Here is a 20,604-nt window from a genome sequence, read left to right on the forward strand (position 1 = left end):
TGACATCAAAGTTGTGAGCGCTAACAATTGCATCAGACCTTCTTCAGTTTTCCACCCCTACCCCCGGCAATGAGGCCCAGGCCAGCCGGATGGAGACCCCATGAATACCTCTGAAAACCTCCCGCTGGACGAGCAGTTCGTCATTGGCGTGGACTATGGAACCCTGTCCGGCCGCGCCGTCGTGGTGCGCGTTTCTGACGGCGCCGAGATCGGCAGCGGCGTCTTTGAATACCCGCACGCTGTCGTGTCGGAAACACTCCCCGGCAGCGGACAGCGACTCCCTGCCGACTGGGCCCTCCAAGTACCCAACGACTACCGCGACGTCCTGCGCAACGCTGTCCCGTCCGCCGTCGCCGACGCCGGAATCAACCCGGAAAATGTGGTGGGCATCGCCACCGACTTCACCGCTTGCACCATGGTTCCGACGACGGCGGACGGCACGCCGCTGAACGAACTGGAACGCTTCGCGGATCGCCCGCACGCCTTCGTCAAACTGTGGCGCCACCACGCAGCCCAGCCACAGGCCGACCGCATCAACCAGCTCGCCGAAGAACGGCGCGAATCATGGCTTCCCCGCTACGGCGGCCTGATCTCCTCCGAATGGGAGTTCGCCAAGGGGCTGCAGCTCCTCGAGGAAGATCCGGAAGTCTACGGCGCCATGGACCACTGGGTTGAGGCCGCCGACTGGATCGTTTGGCAGCTCTGCGGCAGCTACGTCCGCAACGCCTGCACCGCCGGGTACAAGGGCATCTACCAGGACGGAAAGTACCCCTCCCGGGACTTCCTGGCTGCGCTTAACCCGGACTTCAAAGACTTTGTGTCCCAAAAGCTTGAACACACCATCGGCCGCTTGGGAGATGCCGCCGGCTACCTCACGGAAGAAGCAGCGGCCTGGACCGGGCTTCCTGCGGGAATCGCAGTGGCTGTGGGAAATGTTGATGCCCACGTCAGCGCACCCGCCGCAAACGCCGTTGAACCAGGGCAGCTCGTCGCGATCATGGGCACCTCCACCTGCCACGTCATGAATGGCGACGTTCTCCGCGAAGTCCCGGGCATGTGCGGAGTAGTGGACGGCGGCATTGTGGATGGCCTCTGGGGTTACGAAGCAGGCCAGTCCGGCGTAGGCGACATCTTCGGTTGGTTCACCAAGAACGGCGTCCCGCCGGAATACCACCAAGCCGCCAAGGACAAGGGCCTGGGCATCCACGAATACCTCACCGAACTCGCGGAAAAGCAGGCAATCGGCGAGCATGGACTGATCGCCTTGGACTGGCACTCGGGCAACCGCTCAGTGCTGGTGGACCATGAACTTTCCGGCGTAGTGGTAGGCCAGACCTTGGCCACCAAACCGGAGGACACCTACCGGGCACTCCTGGAAGCCACAGCCTTCGGCACACGCACCATTGTGGACGCGTTCCGCGATTCCGGCGTCCCGGTCAAGGAGTTCATCGTGGCCGGCGGGCTCCTGAAGAACAAGTTCCTGATGCAGGTGTACGCGGACATAAGCGGCCTGCAGCTCTCCACCATCGGATCGGAGCAGGGTCCTGCGCTGGGCTCGGCAATCCACGCCGCCGTGGCCGCAGGGAAATACAAGGACATCCTCGACGCCGCAGCGTCCATGGCTGCCGCTCCTGGCGCGGTCTACACCCCCATCCCGGAAAACGTTGCCGCCTACGAGGTCCTTTTCCAGGAATACAAGGCTCTGCACGATTACTTCGGCCGCGGCACCAACAACGTCATGCACCGCCTCAAGGCCATCCAGCGCGCGGCAATCCAAGGCTCCGGACAACACGCCGGCCAGCCCGCCACCCTGGAAGGAGCCTCGGCATGAGCACGCTCTTGGAGTCCATTGCCAAAGTCCGCAAGGAAGTCTGCGATCTGCACGCCGAACTGACCCGCTACGAACTGGTGGTATGGACCGCTGGCAACGTCTCGGGCCGCATCCCCGGGCACGATCTCATGGTGATCAAACCGTCGGGCGTTTCCTACGATGACCTCGCACCCGAGCTCATGGTGGTCACCGACCTTTATGGCACACCTGTGCGGGGAATGAACACCGGCAGCGCGGGGACCGTGGATTGGGGCAACCCGGACCTCTCCCCGTCCTCCGATACCGCCGCGCACGCGTACGTCTACCGGCACATGCCTGAGGTAGGCGGCGTGGTCCACACGCACTCGACCTACGCCACGGCCTGGGCTGCACGCGGTGAGGCAATCCCCTGCGTACTGACCATGATGGGCGACGAATTCGGCGGATCGATTCCGGTGGGACCGTTCGCGCTGATCGGCGACGACTCCATTGGCCAGGGAATCGTGGAGACTCTGAAGAACTCCAGCTCCCCCGCGGTGCTCATGCAGAACCACGGTCCCTTCACTATCGGCAAGTCCGCCCGCGATGCAGTCAAGGCAGCAGTGATGTGCGAGGAAGTGGCCAGGACGGTCCACATCTCCCGCCAGCTGGGCGAGCCGTTGCCCATTGATCAGGACAAGATCGACTCCCTCTACAACCGATACCAGAACGTTTACGGCCGCTAACGCGGACAACCGGGCCGCTAAAGCGGACAACCCGGCTGCCGCCGCGGACAGCCCGGCCGCCATTGCGGACCACCCAAGCCACTCGAAACTCAAAAGCACCTCAGGAGCCACTAAATGCCCAGCGCCAACAACACTTCCGCCAACAGTACGTCCCTGGGCCAGTACGAGGTCTGGTTCCTCACCGGTAGCCAGCACCTCTACGGCGAGGACGTCCTCAAGCAGGTGGCAGCGCAGTCGCAGGAGATTGCCAACGCCCTCAACGCCAACAGCGATGTTCCCGTCAAGCTCGTGTGGAAGCCGGTCCTCACCGATTCCGATGCCATCCGCCGTACCGCATTGGAAGCCAACTCAGACGATTCCGTCATTGGCGTGACCGCTTGGATGCACACGTTCAGCCCCGCCAAGATGTGGATCCAGGGCCTGGACCTGCTCCGCAAACCGCTGCTGCACCTGCACACCCAGGCCAACCGCGACCTGCCCTGGGCTGACATCGATTTCGACTTCATGAACCTCAACCAGGCTGCCCACGGCGACCGCGAATTTGGGTACATCCAGTCGCGCCTCGGCGTGCCGCGGAAGACCGTCGTCGGGCATGTCAGCAACCCTGAGGTGGCCCGCCAGGTGGGTGCGTGGCAGCGCGCCTCGGCCGGATGGGCCGCCGTGCGAACCTTGAAGCTGACCCGTTTTGGTGACAACATGCGTAACGTCGCCGTCACAGAAGGTGACAAGACAGAAGCCGAGCTTCGCTTCGGCGTCTCGGTCAACACCTGGTCCGTCAACGAGCTCGCTGACGCTGTCCACGCAACTGCAGAGTCCGACGTCGACGCCCTGGTTGCCGAGTATGAGCGACTTTACGAGGTGGCCGACGAACTAAAAAAGGGCGCTGCCCGCCACGAGTCGCTGCGCTACAGCGCCAAGATCGAGCTGGGTCTCCGCAGTTTCCTTGAAGCCAACGGATCGGCAGCGTTCACCACGTCCTTCGAGGATTTGGGGGAACTGCGCCAACTCCCCGGTATGGCCGTCCAACGCCTCATGGCCGACGGCTACGGCTTCGGCGCCGAAGGTGACTGGAAGACCGCCATCCTGGTCCGCGCGGCCAAGGTGATGGGCGGCGACCTGCCCGGAGGCGCGTCGCTCATGGAGGACTACACCTACCACTTGGAGCCCGGCTCGGAGAAGATCCTGGGTGCCCACATGCTGGAAGTCTGCCCCTCGCTGACGGCCACCAAGCCGCGGGTGGAGATCCACCCGCTGGGAATTGGCGGCAAGGAAGACCCCGTCCGCATGGTGTTTGACACGGACGCCGGCCCCGGCATCGTCGTAGCGCTGTCCGATATGCGCGATCGGTTCCGCCTGGTGGCGAACGTGGTTGACGTCGTCGACCTTGACCAGCCGCTGCCCAACCTGCCCGTAGCCCGCGCGCTCTGGGAACCGAAGCCCAACTTCGCCACATCGGCCGCCGCGTGGCTCACCGCCGGCGCCGCGCACCACACGGTATTGTCCACACAGGTGGGCCTCGAAGTATTCGAGGACTTCGCCGACATCGCCAAAACCGAACTTCTCACCATTGATGAGGACACCACCATCAAACAGTTCAAAAAGGAACTCAACTGGAACGCCGCGTACTACAAGCTGGCCGGCGGCCTGTGAGCACTGAATTCACGCTGAGCGCTGGCGGTTACACGGCAGTTGTGACCGCCCGGGCGGCCGCACTGCGCGTTCTGCAGTTTCAGGGCAGGGACCTGGTTGTGCCGTTTCCGGAGGGCGGTCCGATCCCGGATTACCGCGGCATCATTGCTGCGCCGTGGCCCAACAGGATCGCCGACGGCAAATACACGTCCGACGGCGTCGATCACCAGTTGCCTGTCAACGAACCTGAGCGGGGCACTGCCCTGCACGGCCTGGCCTTCCCGCTCGATTGGACTCCGAAAGAGTCCGACGCCGGGTCGCTCACCTTGACATGCACTGTGGGTCCCACCGCGGGCTACCCGTTCGTGCTGGAGCTGTCGGCTCGGTTCGTGCTGGACGCTGACGGATTGCACACCACGGTGACTGCCCGGAACGCCGCTGACATCGCAGCTCCCTACGGCGTGTGCCCGCACCCGTACCTGGTGGCCGGCTCGTCGCCCCTGGATGAGTGGGTGCTTGAGTTCGCTGCGGATTCATTCTTGGAAGTCACCCCGGACAGGCTGCTGCCCGTTGAGGTGGTGGGCGTGGAGGGGCACGCTTTCGACTTCCGTTCCCCGCGCGCCATCGGCACCACCGAAATCGACCACGCCTTTACGGACATAACGTTCGACGGCGGGCTGGCGCGGCTGTCCGTCCGCGACCCGGCGGGCACCGGCGTCGGAATGTCCTGGGACGAAAGCTGCCCTTGGCTGCAGATCCATACGGCAGACAAGCCGGCACCGATCCCTGGGCGAATCGGCCTTGCCGTGGAGCCCATGACGTGTCCGCCGGATGCCTTCAACAGCGGAACAGACCTGATCCGACTGGAACCCGGGGCCGAGCACACGGCGTCGTGGAGCATCTACACCCTGTAGCGCGTTCCTGCCCAGTTAGCCGAGGCAACGGGGGGCACAAGCCCGGCTTTCCGCGAAACTGCTCGCGGGAATCCGGGCTTTTCGGGGACTAACTGGGCAGGAGCGCAGCTAAGCGCCGGCGGTGCTTTGGCGGACCACCAGCTCGGGCGTGAACACCACCGCCCGGTGCTTGGCGCCGCCGCTCTCCTGTTCTTCCGCGAGCAGCTCGATCGCCGTGCGGCCCAGCGCTTCCGTGGGCTGGCGGATGGAGGACAACGGGACCACTGCGGAAATGGCGAAATCGATGTCGTCATAGCCAATGAGCGCGATGTCCTCGGGTATCCGGACGGTCCGCAGCATGGTCAACGACTGCATGACGCCGAGTGCCAGGAGGTCGTTGGAGCAGAACACGGCTTCGGGACGCTTTTCCGGCGAGCGCTCCACCAGGCTATTGCCTACTTGTCGGCCCGCAAGAACGGTCTGTCCGGCGGAGTCGAGCACTTCAATGCTGGCATCCGCCACTTCGCTGACGGCACGCTGCGCGCCCTTGAGTCGGCTGGCCACCTGTCGTATGGACGGCGTACCAACAAAAGCTAAACGACGGCGGCCCTGGTCCAGCAGGTGCTTGGCGGCCAAGTAGCCACCTTCTTGGTCATCCACGGAGACCGAGCTGCAGCGATCGGTGTCCGCGAGTTCGTCCACCAGAACAGTGGGCACGCCGCGTTCGCGGAGGGTATCGATCCGCTCCCCCACATCTCCTACCGGAGAAATCAGCAGGCCTTGGACGCGTTGCTCTTGGAAAAGGTCCATGTAGTGCGCTTCGCGGGAGGAGTCCTGACCGCTGTCCCCCACCAGCACGACACTGCCCAGGGCCGCCGCAGCATCTTCCGCCGCGCGAGCCACTGAGGAGAAGAAGGGGTTTCCAACGTCCAACACGATCAGGCCAATGGTGCGGCTTTGGCCGGCGCGGAGCTGACGGGCGGCGTCGTTGCGGACGAAGCCGAGTTCAGCAATGGATTTGAGGACACGTTCCTTGGTCCTCTGCGAAACCCTGTCCGGATAGTTCAGCACATTGGAAACAGTTCCCACTGCTACCTGGGCGTGAGTGGCAACGTCTTTGATGCTGGCTGTCTGGGACATGCTTTCCGATCTCCGCTGGCTGACGTCAATGTGTTGGAAACGTCTTGACACCCTCCCGTTTACGAGGGTAATTTGAATCGTAACAAATGAAACGATTCAAAGACGAGTAACCCTGGAGATCCGCACATGAGGGTTTGTTTCCGCTCTTCAGTCCAGCCGGAACTGATGGCCGAGTACAAGCAGCGCCACGCCGCCGTATGGCCGGAGATGCTGTCCGCACTGAAAAACGCAGGGTGGAACAACTACTCCCTGTTCCTCGCTCCGGATGGCCAATTGATCGGCTACCTGGAATGCGAAGACTACGAGGCCGCCCAAGCTCGCATGGCTGTCACGGAGATCAATGCCCGCTGGCAGGCCGAGATGGCCACCCTCTTCGCGAACAGCGATGTCCCTCCGGACCAGGGCTTCGAAGTCATTGAAGAAGTTTTCAACCTTGAAGACCAGCTTGCCGCCGCGGACGACGTCATAGCCGCCGGCGTCACACACATAGATAAAGACCCCGCCCACGAGTACCAAAAGGAACAAGCATGAACACCACAGAATCGGCCCTGGGCCGTCTAGGGGAACTGGCCATTGAAGTGCCGTCCTGGGCCTACGGAAATTCCGGGACCCGGTTCAAGGTCTTCGGCACCCCCGGTACTCCACGCACCGTTCAGGAAAAGATCGCCGACGCCGCCAAGGTGCACGAGCTCACCGGGCTGGCACCTACTGTGGCATTGCACATCCCGTGGGACAAGGTGGATGACTACGCAGCGCTGCGCGAATACGCCGCAGGTTTGGGCGTTGGACTGGGCACCATCAACTCCAACACTTTCCAGGATGACGAGTACAAGTTCGGCTCCCTGACTTCTTCCAACGAGTCCGTCCGCCGCCGTGCGATCGATCATCATTTGGAATGCATCGAGATCATGCACGCTACCGGGTCCAGGGACCTGAAGATCTGGCTGGCGGACGGCACCAACTACCCGGGCCAGGATGACATCCGCGGCCGCCAGGACCGCCTGGCCGAGTCCCTGCAGGAGATCTACGCGGGCCTCGGTGACGAGCAGCGCCTGGTGTTGGAGTACAAGTTCTTCGAGCCGGCTTTCTATCACACCGATGTTCCGGACTGGGGAACCTCCTACGCGCAGACCCTTGCCCTGGGCGAGAAGGCTTTCGTCTGCCTGGACACCGGCCACCACGCCCCGGGCACCAACATCGAGTTCATCGTCATGCAGCTCCTGCGCCTGGGCAAACTGGGTTCATTCGACTTCAACTCCCGCTTCTACGCCGACGATGACCTGATTGTTGGCGCGGCTGATCCTTTCCAACTGTTCCGCATCATGCACGAGGTCATCCGCGGTGGCGGGTTCGGCAAGGACTCCGGTGTCGCGCTGATGTTGGACCAGTGCCACAACCTCGAAGAGAAAATCCCGGGCCAGATCCGCTCGGTCCTGAACGTCCAGGAAATGACCGCCCGCGCCCTGCTCGTGGACACCGCAGCACTCTCCGAAGCGCAGCGTGCCGGCGATGTCCTGGCCGCCAACGGCATCTTCAACGATGCCTTCTACACCGACGTCCGCCCGGTCCTGGCTGAGTGGCGCGAATCCCGCGGCCTGCCCGCCGACCCGATGGCCGCTTACAAGGCCAGCGGATACCAGAAGAAGATCAACGAGGACCGCGCAGGCGGCCAGCAAGCCGGATGGGGCGCATAAGCATGACCAGCAAGACTGTTGAAGAGCTGATTTCCCGTTCCAACCGCCTCGGCGCGGACAAGCGGAACACCAACTTCGCCGGCGGCAACACCTCCGCCAAGGGCACCGAGAAGGACCCTGTCACTGGCCAGGACGTTGAGCTCCTCTGGGTCAAGGGCTCCGGCGGCGACCTCGGCACCCTGAAGGCCGAGAACCTTGCAGTACTCCGGCTGGACCGCCTGCAGGCACTCAAGTCTGTTTACCCCGGCGTCGAGCGAGAAGACGAAATGGTGGCCGCCTTTGATTACTGCCTGCACGGAAAGGGCGGCGCCGCGCCGTCGATCGACACCGCCATGCATGGCCTGGTTGATGCTGCCCATGTTGACCATCTGCACCCGGACTCGGGCATCGCGATCGCTACCGCGGTTGACGGCGAGGCACTGACCTCCAAGGTCTTCGGCGACAAAGTGGTGTGGGTTCCGTGGCGTCGGCCCGGTTTCCAACTGGGCCTGGACATCGCGGCGATCAAGGATGCCAACCCGCAGGCCATCGGCACCATCCTGGGCGGCCACGGCATCACCGCGTGGGGTGCCACCAGCGAAGAAGCCGAGGCCAACTCGCTCTGGATCATCGATACTGCCGAGAACTACATCAAGGACAACGGCAAGACTGAGCCCTTCGGCGCCCAGCTTCCCGGCTACGGCGCCCTCCCCGAAGCTGAGCGCCGTGCCAAGGCAGCCGCCCTCGCACCGGTGATCCGCGGCCTGGCTTCCACGGACAAACCGCAGCTGGGGCACTTCAGTGATGACGCCGTCGTGCTTGAATTCCTTGAGTCCGCAGAGCACCCGCGCCTCGGCGCGCTGGGCACCTCCTGCCCGGACCACTTCCTACGCACCAAGGTCAAACCGCTGGTCCTGGACCTGCCGGCCGACGCCACCATCGAGGAGTCAACCAACCGCCTCAAGGAACTGCACGCCGCGTACCGCGAGGACTACCAGGCGTACTACGACCGTCATGCTGACCAGGACAGCCCGGCCCTCCGCGGTGCGGACCCGGCAATCGTGCTGGTCCCCGGCGTGGGCATGTTCTCCTTCGGCAAGGACAAGCAGACCGCACGCGTGGCTGGCGAGTTCTACATCAACGCCATCAACGTGATGCGCGGCGCCGAGGCCATCTCCACCTACGCTCCGATCGAGGAATCCGAGAAATTCCGCATCGAGTACTGGGCCTTGGAAGAAGCCAAGCTCGCCCGCATGCCCAAGCCCAAGTCCCACGCCACCCGCATCGCCCTGGTGACCGGTGCGGCGTCGGGTATTGGCAAGGCGATCGCCACCCGTTTGGCGTCCGACGGCGCGTGCGTGGTTATTGCCGACCTCAACCTTGAGAATGCGCAAAGGGTCGCCGAGGAACTAGGCGGTTCCGACGTCGCCATCGGCGTCCAGGCCGACGTGACCGACGAAGCCCAGATCGCCGCCGCCATCCAGGAAGCCGTGCTCGCGTTCGGTGGCCTGGACCTGGTGGTCAACAACGCCGGCCTGTCCATCTCCAAGCCGCTGCTGGAAACCACCGAAAAGGACTGGGACCTCCAGCACAACGTCATGGCCAAGGGCTCGTTCCTGGTGTCCAAGGCCGCGGCCAAGGTCATGATCGAGCAGGGCCTGGGCGGAGACATCATCTACATCTCCTCCAAGAACTCCGTGTTCGCCGGCCCCAACAACATCGCCTACTCCGCCACCAAGGCGGACCAGGCCCACCAGGTCCGCCTGCTCGCCGCTGAACTGGGCGATCACGGCATCCGCGTCAACGGCATCAACCCCGACGGCGTGGTCCGCGGCTCCGGCATCTTCGCCGGCGGCTGGGGCGCCAAGCGTGCAGCGGTCTACGGCGTGGACGAGCAGGAACTGGGCAAGTACTACGCCCAGCGCACCCTCCTCAAGCGCGAAGTCCTCCCCGAACACGTGGCCAACGCCGCGTCCGTGCTCACCAGCAACGAGCTCTCCCACACCACCGGCCTCCACATCCCCGTGGACGCCGGCGTGGCAGCAGCCTTCCTCCGCTAGGACCGGACAGTGACCAACGGAACCACCACGGACACCGCCCCGGCACATGCCGGGGCGGTGTCCGCTCCCGCAGCCCCCAACACAGTGTTCGCCGCCGTCGACATCGGGGCCTCGTCCGGCCGCGTCATGCTCGGCCGCGTCTCCTCCTCCACAGGCGTTTCGCTCGAGACCATCCACCGCTTCCCCAACGGAGTAGTGGAGCTCGACGGCGGCCTCCACTGGGACTTCGACGCCCTCTTCGCAGAGGTACTCAAGGGACTGACGGCCGCCGCTTGCGTGGCGGCCACGAACGGCGAGCACATCACCAGCATCGGCATCGACACCTGGGCTGTGGACTACGGATTGGTGAACGACGCCGGTGAACTCACCTCGGTTCCGTTCAGCTACCGGGACGAGCGCAGCCGGGCCACGGTGCAGCGGGTGCATGCAGCCGTTCCGCCGGAAAAGTTGTACGCCACCACCGGCTTGCAATATCTGCAGTTCAACACGATCTACCAGCTCGCTGCCGAACCGCATTTGGAAGGGCTGCAGGCTCTGCTGATCCCGGACCTGATCGCTTTCCTGCTGACAGGTGAGCGCAGGACCGAGGCCACCAACGCGTCCACCACGGGACTCTTCGATGCCGTGAAAGGTGAGTGGGCAACAGAATTCCTGGACGCGCTGGGCCTGCCCCGGAACGGCTTCCCTCCACTGGTCCAGCCCGGAGAAACTGTGGGCACACTGCTTCCGGGGATCCTGGAGCGGACCGGCCTGCCCGCTGAGACCACAGTGGTGGCTGTCGGCTCGCACGACACAGCCTCGGCCGTCGCAGCCGTTCCCGCCCGGGAACAGGACTTCGCTTACATCTCCTCCGGCACGTGGTCGCTGGTAGGAGTGGAACTGAACAAGCCTGTGCTGACTGAAACAAGCCGCAAGGCCAACTTCACCAACGAACGCGGCGTGGACGGCACCATCCGGTACCTGCGAAACGTAGGCGGCCTGTGGCTGCTCAGCGAATGTCAGAGGGCTTGGGCTGCGCAGGGGTTCAGCCAATCACTGCCGGCATTGTTGGACTCAGCTGCGGCGCTGCCTGAGGGCGGCCCACAGATCAACGCCGACGACCCCGCCTTCACCGCCCCGGACAACATGCCGGACCGCATCCGCGCAGCCGTGCGCAACACAGGTGCGCTGCTCGCAGACCGTCCTGCCGCCGTCGTGCGTTGCATCATGGACAGCCTCGCGGCCGGCTACGCTCGCACACTGGCCGACGCCGAACGGCTCACCGGCCGCAGCGTGGACGTGGTGCACATTGTGGGCGGCGGTTCGCAGAACCGGCTTCTGTGCCAGCTCACCGCGAATGCCACCGGAAAGCCTGTGGTTTCAGGACCTGTCGAAGCCACCGCGCTGGGCAACGTGCTGGTGCAGGCGCGTGCTGCCGGTGTGGTGGATGGCGGACTGGACCAGCTGCGTAAGCTGGCTGCCGCCGGAACGGAGCTGGCGCGCTACGAGCCGGCCCCTGAGGTCAGCGGCGTGGCCTTCTGACCCTCATTGGCAAGAGGATGGCCGCGAAACAACCCGCAGGGGTTGCTTTGCGGCCATCCATCGTTCAATCAAGGTCAGGAAGCCACACCGCCATCGGCCGAACGTCTGGTACGTCACAGCGCCGGATGAGGGTGCCGCGCTAAACTGATCGCATTATGATCCGCACAATGTTCAAGTCCAAGATTCACCGCGCAACGGTGACGCACGCCGACCTCCACTACGTCGGCTCGGTCACTGTCGACCTGGACCTCCTGGACGCGGCCGACATCCTTCCCGGCGAGCTCGTCTCCATTGTGGACGTCACCAACGGTGCCCGGCTGGAGACGTACACCATTGCCGGCGAGCGCGGTTCCGGCGTGATCGGGATCAACGGGGCGGCCGCCCATATGGTCCACGTTGGAGACACCGTCATTCTCATTACCTACGCTGAGATGACCACGGAAGAAGCCCGGACGTACGAGCCGCGGGTGGTCCACGTGGGCAAGGACAACAAGATCCTGCAGCTGGGCAATGACCCAGCCGAGGGCCACACTCCCGGGCTGATGCGCCCGCCGCACGCGCTCAGCAACGCCGCGCACCTCAGCTAAGGCTCCACAGCAACGCTCGACGTCGGCACTCACCGGAGGGCCGACGTCGAGCGCGTTGTGAGTCCGTATGACGGAACTCTGGGCAGAAAACGCTTACTCGAACGGCGGTTCTGGCTAGGCTGGGAACCGTGACCCAGCAAACCCCCACCCGCACAGCGCCATGATCGGCGTCCTTTCCGGGTTCTTCGTGGTGTGGGCCATCATCCTGGTGGGCATGTTCGTTGGACGCCGGAACATCCTTGGCGAGAATGCCCGGTCCGTCCTAAGCTCGCTGACCTTCTTCGTGGCGAGTCCGGCGCTCTTGTTCGAGACCTTGAGCAAAGCCAAACTGCATGACGTCTTCGCCGCCCCGTTGCTGGTCACAGCCGTGGGCGCTGTGGTGACGGGCTTGCTGTTCTTCCTGATAGCGAAGTTCTGGCTGAAGCGGGCCATGCCCGAAGCCCTGATGTCCTCCATGAGCTCGTCCTTGGCCAACTCCGCCAACCTTGGCATCCCCATCGCCGTGTTCGTCCTGGGTGACGCCAGCTATGTGGCTCCCCTGCTGATCTTCCAGTTGGCGTTCTTCACGCCGATGTACCTGATGGCCCTGGACGCCAGCACCAGCTCGCACCGCACCACTCCCGCGCGTTTCCTGCTGATGATCGTGAAGAACCCCATGATTGTGGGCTCAGCGCTGGGGCTTCTGGTGGCGGGTACGGGCTTCCAGGTCCCCACACTGATTTTGGAACCCATCCACCTCATTGGCGGCGCAGCGATTCCGGCCATGCTGATGTCCTTCGGCATGAGCCTGAACGGGTCCAAGCCACTGCAAAAAGCCGCAGGCCGGAGGTTGGATACCTTGTTGGCCAGCGGATTCAAGCTGGTTGTCCATCCCCTGATCGCCTACTTGTTCGCCCGCTTCGCCTTGGGAATGGACGGGCACGCGCTCTTTGCCGTGGTGGTCACTTCGGCCCTGCCCACGGCCCAGAATGTTTTCGTTGCTGCGAACCGTTACCAAGCGGGTATCACGGTTGCCAAGGACACAGTGCTGATCACCACCATCGTGGCTGTGCCGGCCATGATCGCCGTAGCGCTCCTGCTCGCCTAGCTGTGCCGCCCAAGCGAGGGTTACTCCACGTCCGCGCTGGCCAGGTAGTAGTCCAAGAGCTGGGCGCAGCGGATGAAGCCCAGATGCGAGTATGCCTGAGGATGGTTGCCCAGATGTGTTTCCGTGCCGGGATCGTACTCCTCCGGCAACAGGCCAGTGGGTCCGAACAGTGCCACCAACTGATTGAACAACTCCAAGGCATCATCCAAGCGGCCAACAGCCAGGTACGCCTCGATCAGCCAAGTGGTGCAAATGTGGAAGCCACCCTCCAAACCCGGCAGCCCGTCGTCGTACCTGTATCGGAAAACGGTGGGTCCCACGCGCAACTCGCGTTCAACCGCCGTGACGGTATCCAGGAAGCGCTGGTCCTGGACATCCAGCAGGCCCGAGAGCCCGATGTGCAGGACCGCGGCATCCAGGTCAGGGCTGTCGTAGGCCACAGTGTAAGAAGCTGCGGACTCATCCCAGCCCTCGCGAAGGACTTCCTCCCGGATTGTCCGGGCAGTGGGCTCCCAGTCGGCGTGGGGTGTGCGCCCGTGCAAAGCGGCAGCCCGGAGGGCCCGGTCCAGCGTGACCCAGCACATCACCTTGGTGTAAACGTGGTGCCTTGGGGCCCTCCGCGCTTCCCAAATCCCGTGATCAGGTTCGTACCAGCGGGCCAGCACCGCATGGGCCATCTGCTCCATCAGGAACCAGTGTTCATCGGGCAGGAATCCGCGGCGCTCGGCAAGGTCATGTATCAACTCGGCGATGGGTCCGAACACGTCCAGCTGCACCTGATGGTCTGCCGCGTTGCCAATGCGCACCGGCCGCGAGCCCGCGTAGCCGGGCAGGCTCTCCACAATTGCCTCCGTGGAGAGTGGCGCCCCGGTCACCGAGTAGAGCGGATGCAGCCACTCGGGCCCCGGCGCATTCTGGAGGATGCGGTCCAGCCAGGTCAGGAAACCGTCGGCCTCCTGCGTGGAGCCCAACGACACCAGGGCATTCACGGTCATGGAACCGTCACGCAGCCAGCAGTAGCGGTAATCCCAGTTCCGGGTCCCGCCGATGCCCTCAGGCAGTGAGGTGGTGGGCGCGGCCAACACGGCGCCGGTGGGCTCATGAACAAGCGACTTCAGCACCAACGCGGAGCGGCGCACCAATGATGTTTTGATGGTGGGCAGCTGCAGTGCCTTGATCCAGTCACGGGAGGACTGCCCGACGGCGGTGCGCCGGTTTGGTTCGCCGCCCGGGTCCGCGGGTGGCGGCTCGGTGTCACCGCAGCGAAGGTTCAACACCACGGGGCCCTGGTTGAGTGGAACCTCTGCGGTGGCCGTGGCGTATTTGCCGTCGCTGGTAATCCGGAACGAAACCCCGGGTGCGGAGAGGATGATCGGATCCGAAGTACCCATGATATGGACCTCGTCGCCCCGGACCTCCATGCTGAACGGCGCGTTGGCGTAGTCCGGCCTGGGCGCGAACACCACGCGTGCAGAGCCCGTCCCGGAGAGCACCCGCACCAGGCTGGTGATCCCTTCGGGTGCAGGTTCCAAGTAGTCGGTCACCGTCACGTCAGCCCAGCGCGTCTCCACGATCATGGTGTTATCCACATACCGCTGAGCCAGCACCTGCGATGGCTTCACCGGTTCTATGCTGAAGTGACCGGCGGGTTCACCGCCAAGAATGTGCGCAAAAATGGATCCGGAATCCGGAAGGGGGTGACTCATCCAGCAGACTTTGGCGTCCGGGGTCAGCAATGCTGTGGAGCTCCCGTTGCCGATCATGGAATGCCGTTCCAGCCCCACCGCATCTTCGCCAAACAGCCACGCCCGCCGGAGTTCGAACAGCAACGCCAGTACGCGCGCAAAGGCTTCCGGGTCAGCGATGGTGTGCGCCGCCGTCGTATCCCCGGGGCCCACATGAAGGCCGAGGTCCGGTCCGCGCAGGGTGGCGATTGCTTTTTCGTCGCTCTCGGCGTCACCGGCGTACAGCGCGGCACTTACCCCGAGCCGTGCACGTAGCTGCTCAAGCGCCTGGCCTTTGGCAGGCTCTTCCACGGTGAGGTCCAAAACGGTGCCATCGATGATGAAGTACAGACCGAACTCAATGGCGATCTTCTGCGAAAGGAAAATCACCCGATCCACCACCTCGGGGGTAGCCGGCCGGGTATGCACGGCCACGCCCACGGGTTTGCGGACAATGCTGATGCCCTTCTCAAAGCCCACAGCCTCGGTCAACGCCGTAGCCACCTGTTGGAGGAGCTGTTCCGTGGCCAGGGACAAGGTGTAGGCATAGCCCATGTCGAATTCCACACCGTGGGAACCCACCAGATGAACCTCAGCCGGAAGCCGGGAAACGGCGGCCAGGTCCCGCAACGAGCGCCCGGAAATGATGGCTGTGTGCGTGTTGGGCAAGGCGGCGAGCGCACGGAGTGCCACCGCAGCGCTATCCAGTGGCAAGGTCTCGGTGGACACGCCCTCAGCGGAGCAGAGAGTCCCACCGTAATTGCACGCCACCAGTAGTCCGGGGACGCGGGCGAGTGCCCTGAGTTCGGCGAACAGCTGCGGCGTAATTCCGCTCTCCGCGTCAGACTGGAGAACGGTGCGGAGGAGGCCAAGCGGGAGAGACTTCATGAGCAGAGCAGAGTCGGCTACTGCTTGGTTCAGGTGCGTAGGCATGGCGGATCCTTCCGGGGCGGATAGCTACAGTTTCCGCCCTTCCGGTTTCGCTTGACTACCTAGTAAGTTGCAAATGCGTAAAGCTTTTCCTTGGATTTATCCCCCGGCAGGTCCCGCTCCCCGAACGCCACCACCGGCTCGGGAAACGGGACATGCTGCAGCACGGCTACTCCGCGAACGTGTCCGCGATGTCCAGGACGTCGTCCAGGATCGCCAGACCCGCACGGGCATCCTCAGCACTGATGTTGCAGGGCGGAACCACGTGGATGCGGTTGAAGTTGGCGAAGGGGATGAGACCGCGTGACTTGCAGGCCGCCACGAGTTGGTTCATTTCGGGGCTGGAAGAACCATAAGGAGCCAGTGGTTCGCGGGTGGCGCGGTCCTTGACCAGCTCGATGGCCCAGAAAACACCCCGGCCCCGCACTTCGCCCACGGAGCGGTGGCGTTGGGCGAATCCGGCGAGCGCCGGGCCGATCACCTCGGTGCCCAGGTTTGCCGCATGCTGCACCATGCCTTCGCGTTCCATGGCGTTGATGGTGGCCACTGCGGCCGCGGTAGCCAGGGGGTGGCCTGAGTAGGTCAGCCCGCCGGGATAGGCGCGTGTACCGAAAGTGGCTGCGATTTCCGGGCTAATGGCAACGCCACCAAGCGGTACGTAGCCGGAGTTCACTCCTTTCGCGAAGGTGATGAGGTCCGGGACAACGTCAAAATGCTCGACGGCGAACCACTTGCCGGTGCGTCCGAAGCCGGCCATGACCTCGTCGGCGATCAGGACGATGCCGTGTTTGGTGCATAGTTCCCGCACGCCCCGCATGTAGTCAACCGGCGGAACATAGATCCCGGCCGTTCCAGGGATACTTTCCAGCATGATCGCAGCGATGCTGGTGGGACCTTCGAGCTCGATGAGCTGTTCCAGGTGCTCCAGGGCCCGTTGAGCTTCCTGCTCCTCGGTGGTGGAGTGGAAGGCCGTGCGGTAGAGGTACGGCGGGAAGAAATGCAGGGTTCCCGTGGAGCCGTTGTCGCTGGCCCACCGCCGTGGGTCTCCGGTGATGTTAACGGCTAAGTGCGTTCCGCCATGGTACGAGCGGTAGGCGGAGAGGACCTTGTGGCGGCCCGTGTGCAAGCGGGCCATCCGGACGGCGTGCTCGTTGGCGTCCGCTCCGCCGTTGGTGAAGAAGATCCTGTCCAGCTCCCCCGGGGTTCGCTCGGCGATCAACCGTGCGGCTTCGGATCGGGCGTCGTTGACGTAGCTGGGAGCAATAGTGCACAGCTTGGCTGCCTGTGCGGCGATTGCTGCGACGACGGCAGGGTGCTGGTGCCCGATGTTGGTGTTGACCAGCTGGGAAGAGAAGTCCAGGTACTTGTTGCCCTCACCGTCCCAAACGTGTGAGCCCTCTGCGGCTGTGATGACCATGGGATCCAGCGTGTCCTGTGCGGACCAGGAGTGGAAGACGTGTTGACGGTCAAGATCGTAGGCGCGCTGGGCTGCCTCACGGTCCGTCTGCTGCGGTTCAAGAATGGCGGTCATGATGGTTTTCCTGACGTCGTCTCTGAGTAGTTCGGGGGAACGCTTAGGAGTTTTGCGGGAAACCGAGGTTGATCCCGCCGTGGCTGGGATCCAGCCAGCGGGTGGTGACGGCTTTGCCCCGGGTGAAGAAGCCCACTCCTTCAGAACCGTGGGCGTGGGTGTCTCCGAACAGGGAGTTCTTCCATCCGCCAAACGAGTAGTAGGCCATGGGCACCGGGACGGGGACGTTGATGCCAACCATTCCCACCTCAACCTCATTTTCGAAGCGGCGGGCGGCACCGCCGTCGTTCGTGAAAATCGCGGTGCCGTTGCCGTACGGGTTGGCGTTGATGGTGGCCAGGGCGTCGTCGTAGCTGTCCACCCGCACCACTGAGAGCACCGGGCCGAAGATCTCTTCCTGGTAGATGGACATGTCCGTGGTGACGTGATCGAACAGGGTGGGGCCTACGAAGAAGCCGTCGCCTTCGGAGTCGGGAACTACGCTGCGACCGTCGACGACGAGCGTGGCACCTGCCGCTTCACCGGCGTCGACGTATCCGGACACCTTGTCCCTGTGCTGGGAGGTCACCAGCGGGCCCATATCGCAACCTCGCAGTCCATCGCCGGTGCGCAGCGAGCGGGCACGGTCAGCGATTTTATCCACCAAAGCATCAGCGATGTCGCCGACGGCCAGCAGCGCCGAGACAGCCATGCACCGTTCACCGGCCGAACCGAACCCGGCGTTGACGGCGGCGTCGGCGGCGAGGTCAAGATCGGCGTCGGGCAGGACAATCATGTGGTTCTTCGCGCCGCCCAAGGCTTGGACCCGCTTGCCGTGGGCGGTGGCGGTCTCGTAGACGTACTTGGCAATCGGGGTGGATCCCACAAAGGAAACGGCCTTGACGTCGGGGTGTGTCAGCAGGGTATCCACCGCTACTTTGTCACCGTGAAGGACGTTGAAGACGCCGTCGGGAAGGCCGGCTTCCTTCCAGAGCTCGGCCACCCAGTTGACGGCCGTGGGGTCCTTCTCGCTGGGCTTGATGATCACGGTGTTGCCTGCCGCGATGGCGATGGGGAAGAACCACATGGGGACCATTGCCGGGAAGTTGAACGGGCTGATGATTGCCACGGGACCCAGCGCTTGCCGGATGGAGTGGATGTCCACCTTGGTGGAGGCGTTTTCGGTGTAGCTGCCCTTGAGCAGGTGCGGAATACCGCAGGCGAACTCCACCACTTCCTGGCCGCGGCTTACTTCGCCCAGGGCGTCGTCCAGGACCTTGCCATGCTCGGAGGTGATGATCGCGGCGAGCTCGTCCTTGCGGGAGTTGAGGAGCTCACGGAAAGCGAAAAGAACCTGGGTTCGGCGGGCCAGGGAGGTATCGCGCCACGCCGGGAAGGCCGCTTTGGCGGCGGCGACTGCGGTGTTTCCGTCCTCCACGCTGGCCAGGGCAACCTGCCCGGTGACCTTACCCGTGGCCGGGTTGGTAACGGGAGCGGTGCGGTCTCCGGCCGGGACGTAGCTGCCGTTGATCCAGTGCTCGATGGTGTTCAAGAGTTCTCCTTGGTGCGGGGTGATGTGAAGGCTGGATTCAGTCTGTCCGGCGTTCAGCAGCCGCAGTAGGGCCTATGTGTAAGAGAATTCCTTGAGAGCCTTACACTGTGTAAATGCTGCCCACTGTTCGCGCCGTCCTTGAGCTTCCCGTGTTGCGGGCCGCCGTACCCACCGTTCTTGGCGGTACTGACCGCTTGGAGGCGCCCGTTCGCTGGGTGCACGTCAGCGAAATTCTCGACGTCGGCGGCCTGCTGTCCGGCGGAGAATTGGTGCTGACCACAGGACTGGAGTTGGAGAAGTCCCCGGAAGAGTCGGCGTCGTTCATCTCTTCGCTGGAGGCCGCCGGAGCGGCCGGACTGATTGTGGAACTCATTGGCCAGCGCCCCCGCAGCCGCAGGGCCCTGGAGAAAGCGGCCCGCTCCGCCTCCATGCCCGTGGTTGTGGTGGAGCATCGGGTGCGCTTTGTCCAGGTCACGGAGATTGTGCACAGGATGATCGTGGCTGAACAACTGGAGCGTGTGGAACGTGCCCGCGACGTCCATGAGGCCTTCACCGTGCTGAGCTTGGAAAGTGCCGACACCCAACGTGTGGTGGAGCAAGCGGCCTCCATGATCGGTGCATCGGTAGTGCTGGAGGACCTCTCACACCTGGTTCTTGCCTATGCCGGGCAGCGCGTATCCACCACGGATCTTCTGAACGACTGGGAGCGGCGATCCCGGACCACCCCCTTCCCTGCCCACACCGCACGATCCGGACCGGAACAGTGGCTCCAGGCGGCAGTGGGAGTACGGCAACAAGTGTGGGGCAGGTTGGTAGTGCCTATGCCACCCGCCGATTTGGACGCTGATCAGGACATGGCCATCATGGTTCTGGAACGGGCGGCCCAGACCCTGGCCATCAACCGATTGGCGGATCGCGATCAGCGCGAGCTCAGCCACCATGCGCAAGCCGGACTCCTGAACGCACTCCGCCAACCCCGTGGGCTCAGCGAAGCAGAAGCATTGGCACGCGCCGGTTCCTTGGGGTTGAAGCGATCCTCCTACTATGTGCCGCTCGTATTCAGGACTGCCCTCACAGCATGGGGTTCGCCCATCCTTTCCGGCGACCCCTTCGCCGGCCAGCAGGACGAGCGCGAACTCTTGGAGAGGCTGGCCAAAGCATTGAAGTCCAGCGCCGGCACAGCGTTGGCGGCAAGCATCCAGTCCGGTTCAGTAGGAATGATCCTTTCCCTCCCCGCCCGGCAGCAGGAGGAACCGACGCTCCACATCCTCGCGGAGGCAGCCGCCGGTCCGGCTGAGGCCACACCCCCCGGCTGGATCATCGGAGTTGGCCGTCTGCAGCCAACGCTCTTGGAGGCCGCAGCGGGCATCGACGAAGCAGCGCATGTGGCCGAAAGCGCCGCCACGCTCCGGGATACGGGCAAGCCCTACTTCCGGGCTACCGACGTGCGCCTCCGCGGGCTGCTGGCTCTCTTGCGCAAGGATCCCCGCGTTCAGCAGTTCGTGGAGTCGGAGTTGTCCGCCGTCCTCCGAGCGGACGCCGAAGGCAAAGGCGAATACCTGGACCTGCTGGGACGGTACCTCGGATCCGGTGGCAACAAGGCCGCCATGGCACGCAGTGGCTACCTGAGCCGGCCCACTCTTTACGCCAGGCTCAGGAAACTCGAGGATCTGCTGGGGGTGGATTTGGAGGACGCGGAATCGCGGACCTCACTGCACGTGGCGCTCCTGGCACACCTCATCCGGGGGCAGTGACGTCTCGCT

At 63.9% G+C, this 20,604-nt stretch carries 15 protein-coding genes; 11 read left to right on the plus strand and 4 right to left on the minus strand.

Features of this window, described 5'->3' with window-relative positions; all coding sequences use genetic code 11:
- Nucleotides 1-100 precede the first annotated feature (100 nt).
- The 4 genes from araB to ACZ5J0_RS17535 all read left to right on the plus strand — a co-directional run bounded on the left by araB (nucleotide 101) and on the right by ACZ5J0_RS17535 (nucleotide 5,078).
- A complete protein-coding gene (araB, locus tag ACZ5J0_RS17520; protein ID WP_464093678.1) occupies nucleotides 101-1,831 on the plus strand; it encodes a ribulokinase in 1,731 nt (576 codons plus the stop codon).
- Entirely contained in the window at nucleotides 1,828-2,535 is a 708-nt protein-coding gene (locus ACZ5J0_RS17525) for an L-ribulose-5-phosphate 4-epimerase (protein WP_142937718.1), read from the plus strand. The genes araB and ACZ5J0_RS17525 overlap by 4 nt, the downstream gene beginning before the upstream one ends.
- Nucleotides 2,536-2,649: 114 nt before the next feature.
- Complete coding sequence (gene araA / locus ACZ5J0_RS17530) at nucleotides 2,650-4,185, plus strand: L-arabinose isomerase (protein WP_464093679.1); 1,536 nt, start codon at nucleotides 2,650-2,652, stop codon at nucleotides 4,183-4,185.
- Nucleotides 4,182-5,078: an aldose 1-epimerase family protein gene (locus tag ACZ5J0_RS17535; protein ID WP_166842167.1), complete on the plus strand. Its 897-nt coding sequence runs from the start codon at nucleotides 4,182-4,184 to the stop codon at nucleotides 5,076-5,078. The genes araA and ACZ5J0_RS17535 overlap by 4 nt, the downstream gene beginning before the upstream one ends.
- Nucleotides 5,079-5,186: 108 nt before the next feature.
- Here the strand turns inward: ACZ5J0_RS17535 and ACZ5J0_RS17540 are convergent, their stop codons facing one another.
- Nucleotides 5,187-6,197 (minus strand): LacI family DNA-binding transcriptional regulator, encoded by a 1,011-nt coding sequence (locus ACZ5J0_RS17540; protein ID WP_166842166.1) that lies wholly within the window; start codon nucleotides 6,195-6,197, stop codon nucleotides 5,187-5,189.
- A gap of 126 nt (nucleotides 6,198-6,323) precedes the next feature.
- Here ACZ5J0_RS17540 and ACZ5J0_RS17545 point away from each other — a divergent pair, with 126 nt between their 5' ends.
- From ACZ5J0_RS17545 to ACZ5J0_RS17570, 6 genes are all read left to right on the plus strand, one after another.
- Complete coding sequence (locus tag ACZ5J0_RS17545) at nucleotides 6,324-6,728, plus strand: L-rhamnose mutarotase (RefSeq protein ID WP_464093680.1); 405 nt, start codon at nucleotides 6,324-6,326, stop codon at nucleotides 6,726-6,728.
- Nucleotides 6,725-7,891 carry an L-rhamnose isomerase gene (gene rhaI, locus ACZ5J0_RS17550; RefSeq protein WP_142937712.1) on the plus strand — a complete coding sequence of 389 codons (1,167 nt, stop codon included), beginning with the start codon at nucleotides 6,725-6,727 and terminating at the stop codon, nucleotides 7,889-7,891. Before ACZ5J0_RS17545 ends, rhaI begins: the two co-directional genes overlap by 4 nt.
- A gap of 2 nt (nucleotides 7,892-7,893) precedes the next feature.
- On the plus strand, nucleotides 7,894-9,930 hold the full coding sequence (locus ACZ5J0_RS17555; protein ID WP_464093681.1) for a bifunctional aldolase/short-chain dehydrogenase: 2,037 nt from the start codon (nucleotides 7,894-7,896) through the stop codon (nucleotides 9,928-9,930).
- Between the two features lie 9 nt (nucleotides 9,931-9,939).
- Nucleotides 9,940-11,451 carry a rhamnulokinase gene (locus tag ACZ5J0_RS17560; RefSeq protein WP_464093682.1) on the plus strand — a complete coding sequence of 504 codons (1,512 nt, stop codon included), beginning with the start codon at nucleotides 9,940-9,942 and terminating at the stop codon, nucleotides 11,449-11,451.
- A gap of 155 nt (nucleotides 11,452-11,606) precedes the next feature.
- On the plus strand, nucleotides 11,607-12,038 hold the full coding sequence (gene panD, locus ACZ5J0_RS17565) for an aspartate 1-decarboxylase (RefSeq protein ID WP_178995752.1): 432 nt from the start codon (nucleotides 11,607-11,609) through the stop codon (nucleotides 12,036-12,038).
- Nucleotides 12,039-12,198: 160 nt separating this feature from the next.
- On the plus strand, nucleotides 12,199-13,125 hold the full coding sequence (locus ACZ5J0_RS17570) for an AEC family transporter (protein ID WP_464093683.1): 927 nt from the start codon (nucleotides 12,199-12,201) through the stop codon (nucleotides 13,123-13,125).
- Nucleotides 13,126-13,145: 20 nt separating this feature from the next.
- Here the strand turns inward: ACZ5J0_RS17570 and ACZ5J0_RS17575 are convergent, their stop codons facing one another.
- From ACZ5J0_RS17575 to ACZ5J0_RS17585, 3 genes are all read right to left on the minus strand, one after another.
- Nucleotides 13,146-15,782 (minus strand): trehalase-like domain-containing protein, encoded by a 2,637-nt coding sequence (locus tag ACZ5J0_RS17575; protein WP_464093684.1) that lies wholly within the window; start codon nucleotides 15,780-15,782, stop codon nucleotides 13,146-13,148.
- Nucleotides 15,783-15,948: 166 nt separating this feature from the next.
- Nucleotides 15,949-17,310 (minus strand): aspartate aminotransferase family protein, encoded by a 1,362-nt coding sequence (locus ACZ5J0_RS17580; protein WP_166842161.1) that lies wholly within the window; start codon nucleotides 17,308-17,310, stop codon nucleotides 15,949-15,951.
- A gap of 43 nt (nucleotides 17,311-17,353) precedes the next feature.
- Nucleotides 17,354-18,841, minus strand: coding sequence for a CoA-acylating methylmalonate-semialdehyde dehydrogenase (locus tag ACZ5J0_RS17585; RefSeq protein WP_142937704.1), 1,488 nt, complete (start codon nucleotides 18,839-18,841; stop codon nucleotides 17,354-17,356).
- Nucleotides 18,842-18,954: 113 nt separating this feature from the next.
- Here ACZ5J0_RS17585 and ACZ5J0_RS17590 point away from each other — a divergent pair, with 113 nt between their 5' ends.
- A complete protein-coding gene (locus ACZ5J0_RS17590; RefSeq protein WP_464093685.1) occupies nucleotides 18,955-20,595 on the plus strand; it encodes a PucR family transcriptional regulator in 1,641 nt (546 codons plus the stop codon).
- Nucleotides 20,596-20,604: the final 9 nt, after the last annotated feature.

This window comes from Arthrobacter sp. DualSoilB13 (assembly GCF_055389195.1).

Coding starts and splice junctions, on each gene's coding strand:
- araB (WP_464093678.1), top strand. CDS start 101: ATGAATACCTCTGAAAACCTCCCGCTGGACGAGCAGTTCGTCATTGGC.
- ACZ5J0_RS17525 (WP_142937718.1), top strand. CDS start 1,828: ATGAGCACGCTCTTGGAGTCCATTGCCAAAGTCCGCAAGGAAGTCTGC.
- araA (WP_464093679.1), top strand. CDS start 2,650: ATGCCCAGCGCCAACAACACTTCCGCCAACAGTACGTCCCTGGGCCAG.
- ACZ5J0_RS17540 (WP_166842166.1), bottom strand. CDS start 6,197: ATGTCCCAGACAGCCAGCATCAAAGACGTTGCCACTCACGCCCAGGTA.
- ACZ5J0_RS17545 (WP_464093680.1), top strand. CDS start 6,324: ATGAGGGTTTGTTTCCGCTCTTCAGTCCAGCCGGAACTGATGGCCGAG.
- rhaI (WP_142937712.1), top strand. CDS start 6,725: ATGAACACCACAGAATCGGCCCTGGGCCGTCTAGGGGAACTGGCCATT.
- ACZ5J0_RS17555 (WP_464093681.1), top strand. CDS start 7,894: ATGACCAGCAAGACTGTTGAAGAGCTGATTTCCCGTTCCAACCGCCTC.
- panD (WP_178995752.1), top strand. CDS start 11,607: ATGATCCGCACAATGTTCAAGTCCAAGATTCACCGCGCAACGGTGACG.
- ACZ5J0_RS17570 (WP_464093683.1), top strand. CDS start 12,199: ATGATCGGCGTCCTTTCCGGGTTCTTCGTGGTGTGGGCCATCATCCTG.
- ACZ5J0_RS17575 (WP_464093684.1), bottom strand. CDS start 15,782: ATGCCTACGCACCTGAACCAAGCAGTAGCCGACTCTGCTCTGCTCATG.
- ACZ5J0_RS17580 (WP_166842161.1), bottom strand. CDS start 17,310: ATGACCGCCATTCTTGAACCGCAGCAGACGGACCGTGAGGCAGCCCAG.
- ACZ5J0_RS17590 (WP_464093685.1), top strand. CDS start 18,955: ATGCTGCCCACTGTTCGCGCCGTCCTTGAGCTTCCCGTGTTGCGGGCC.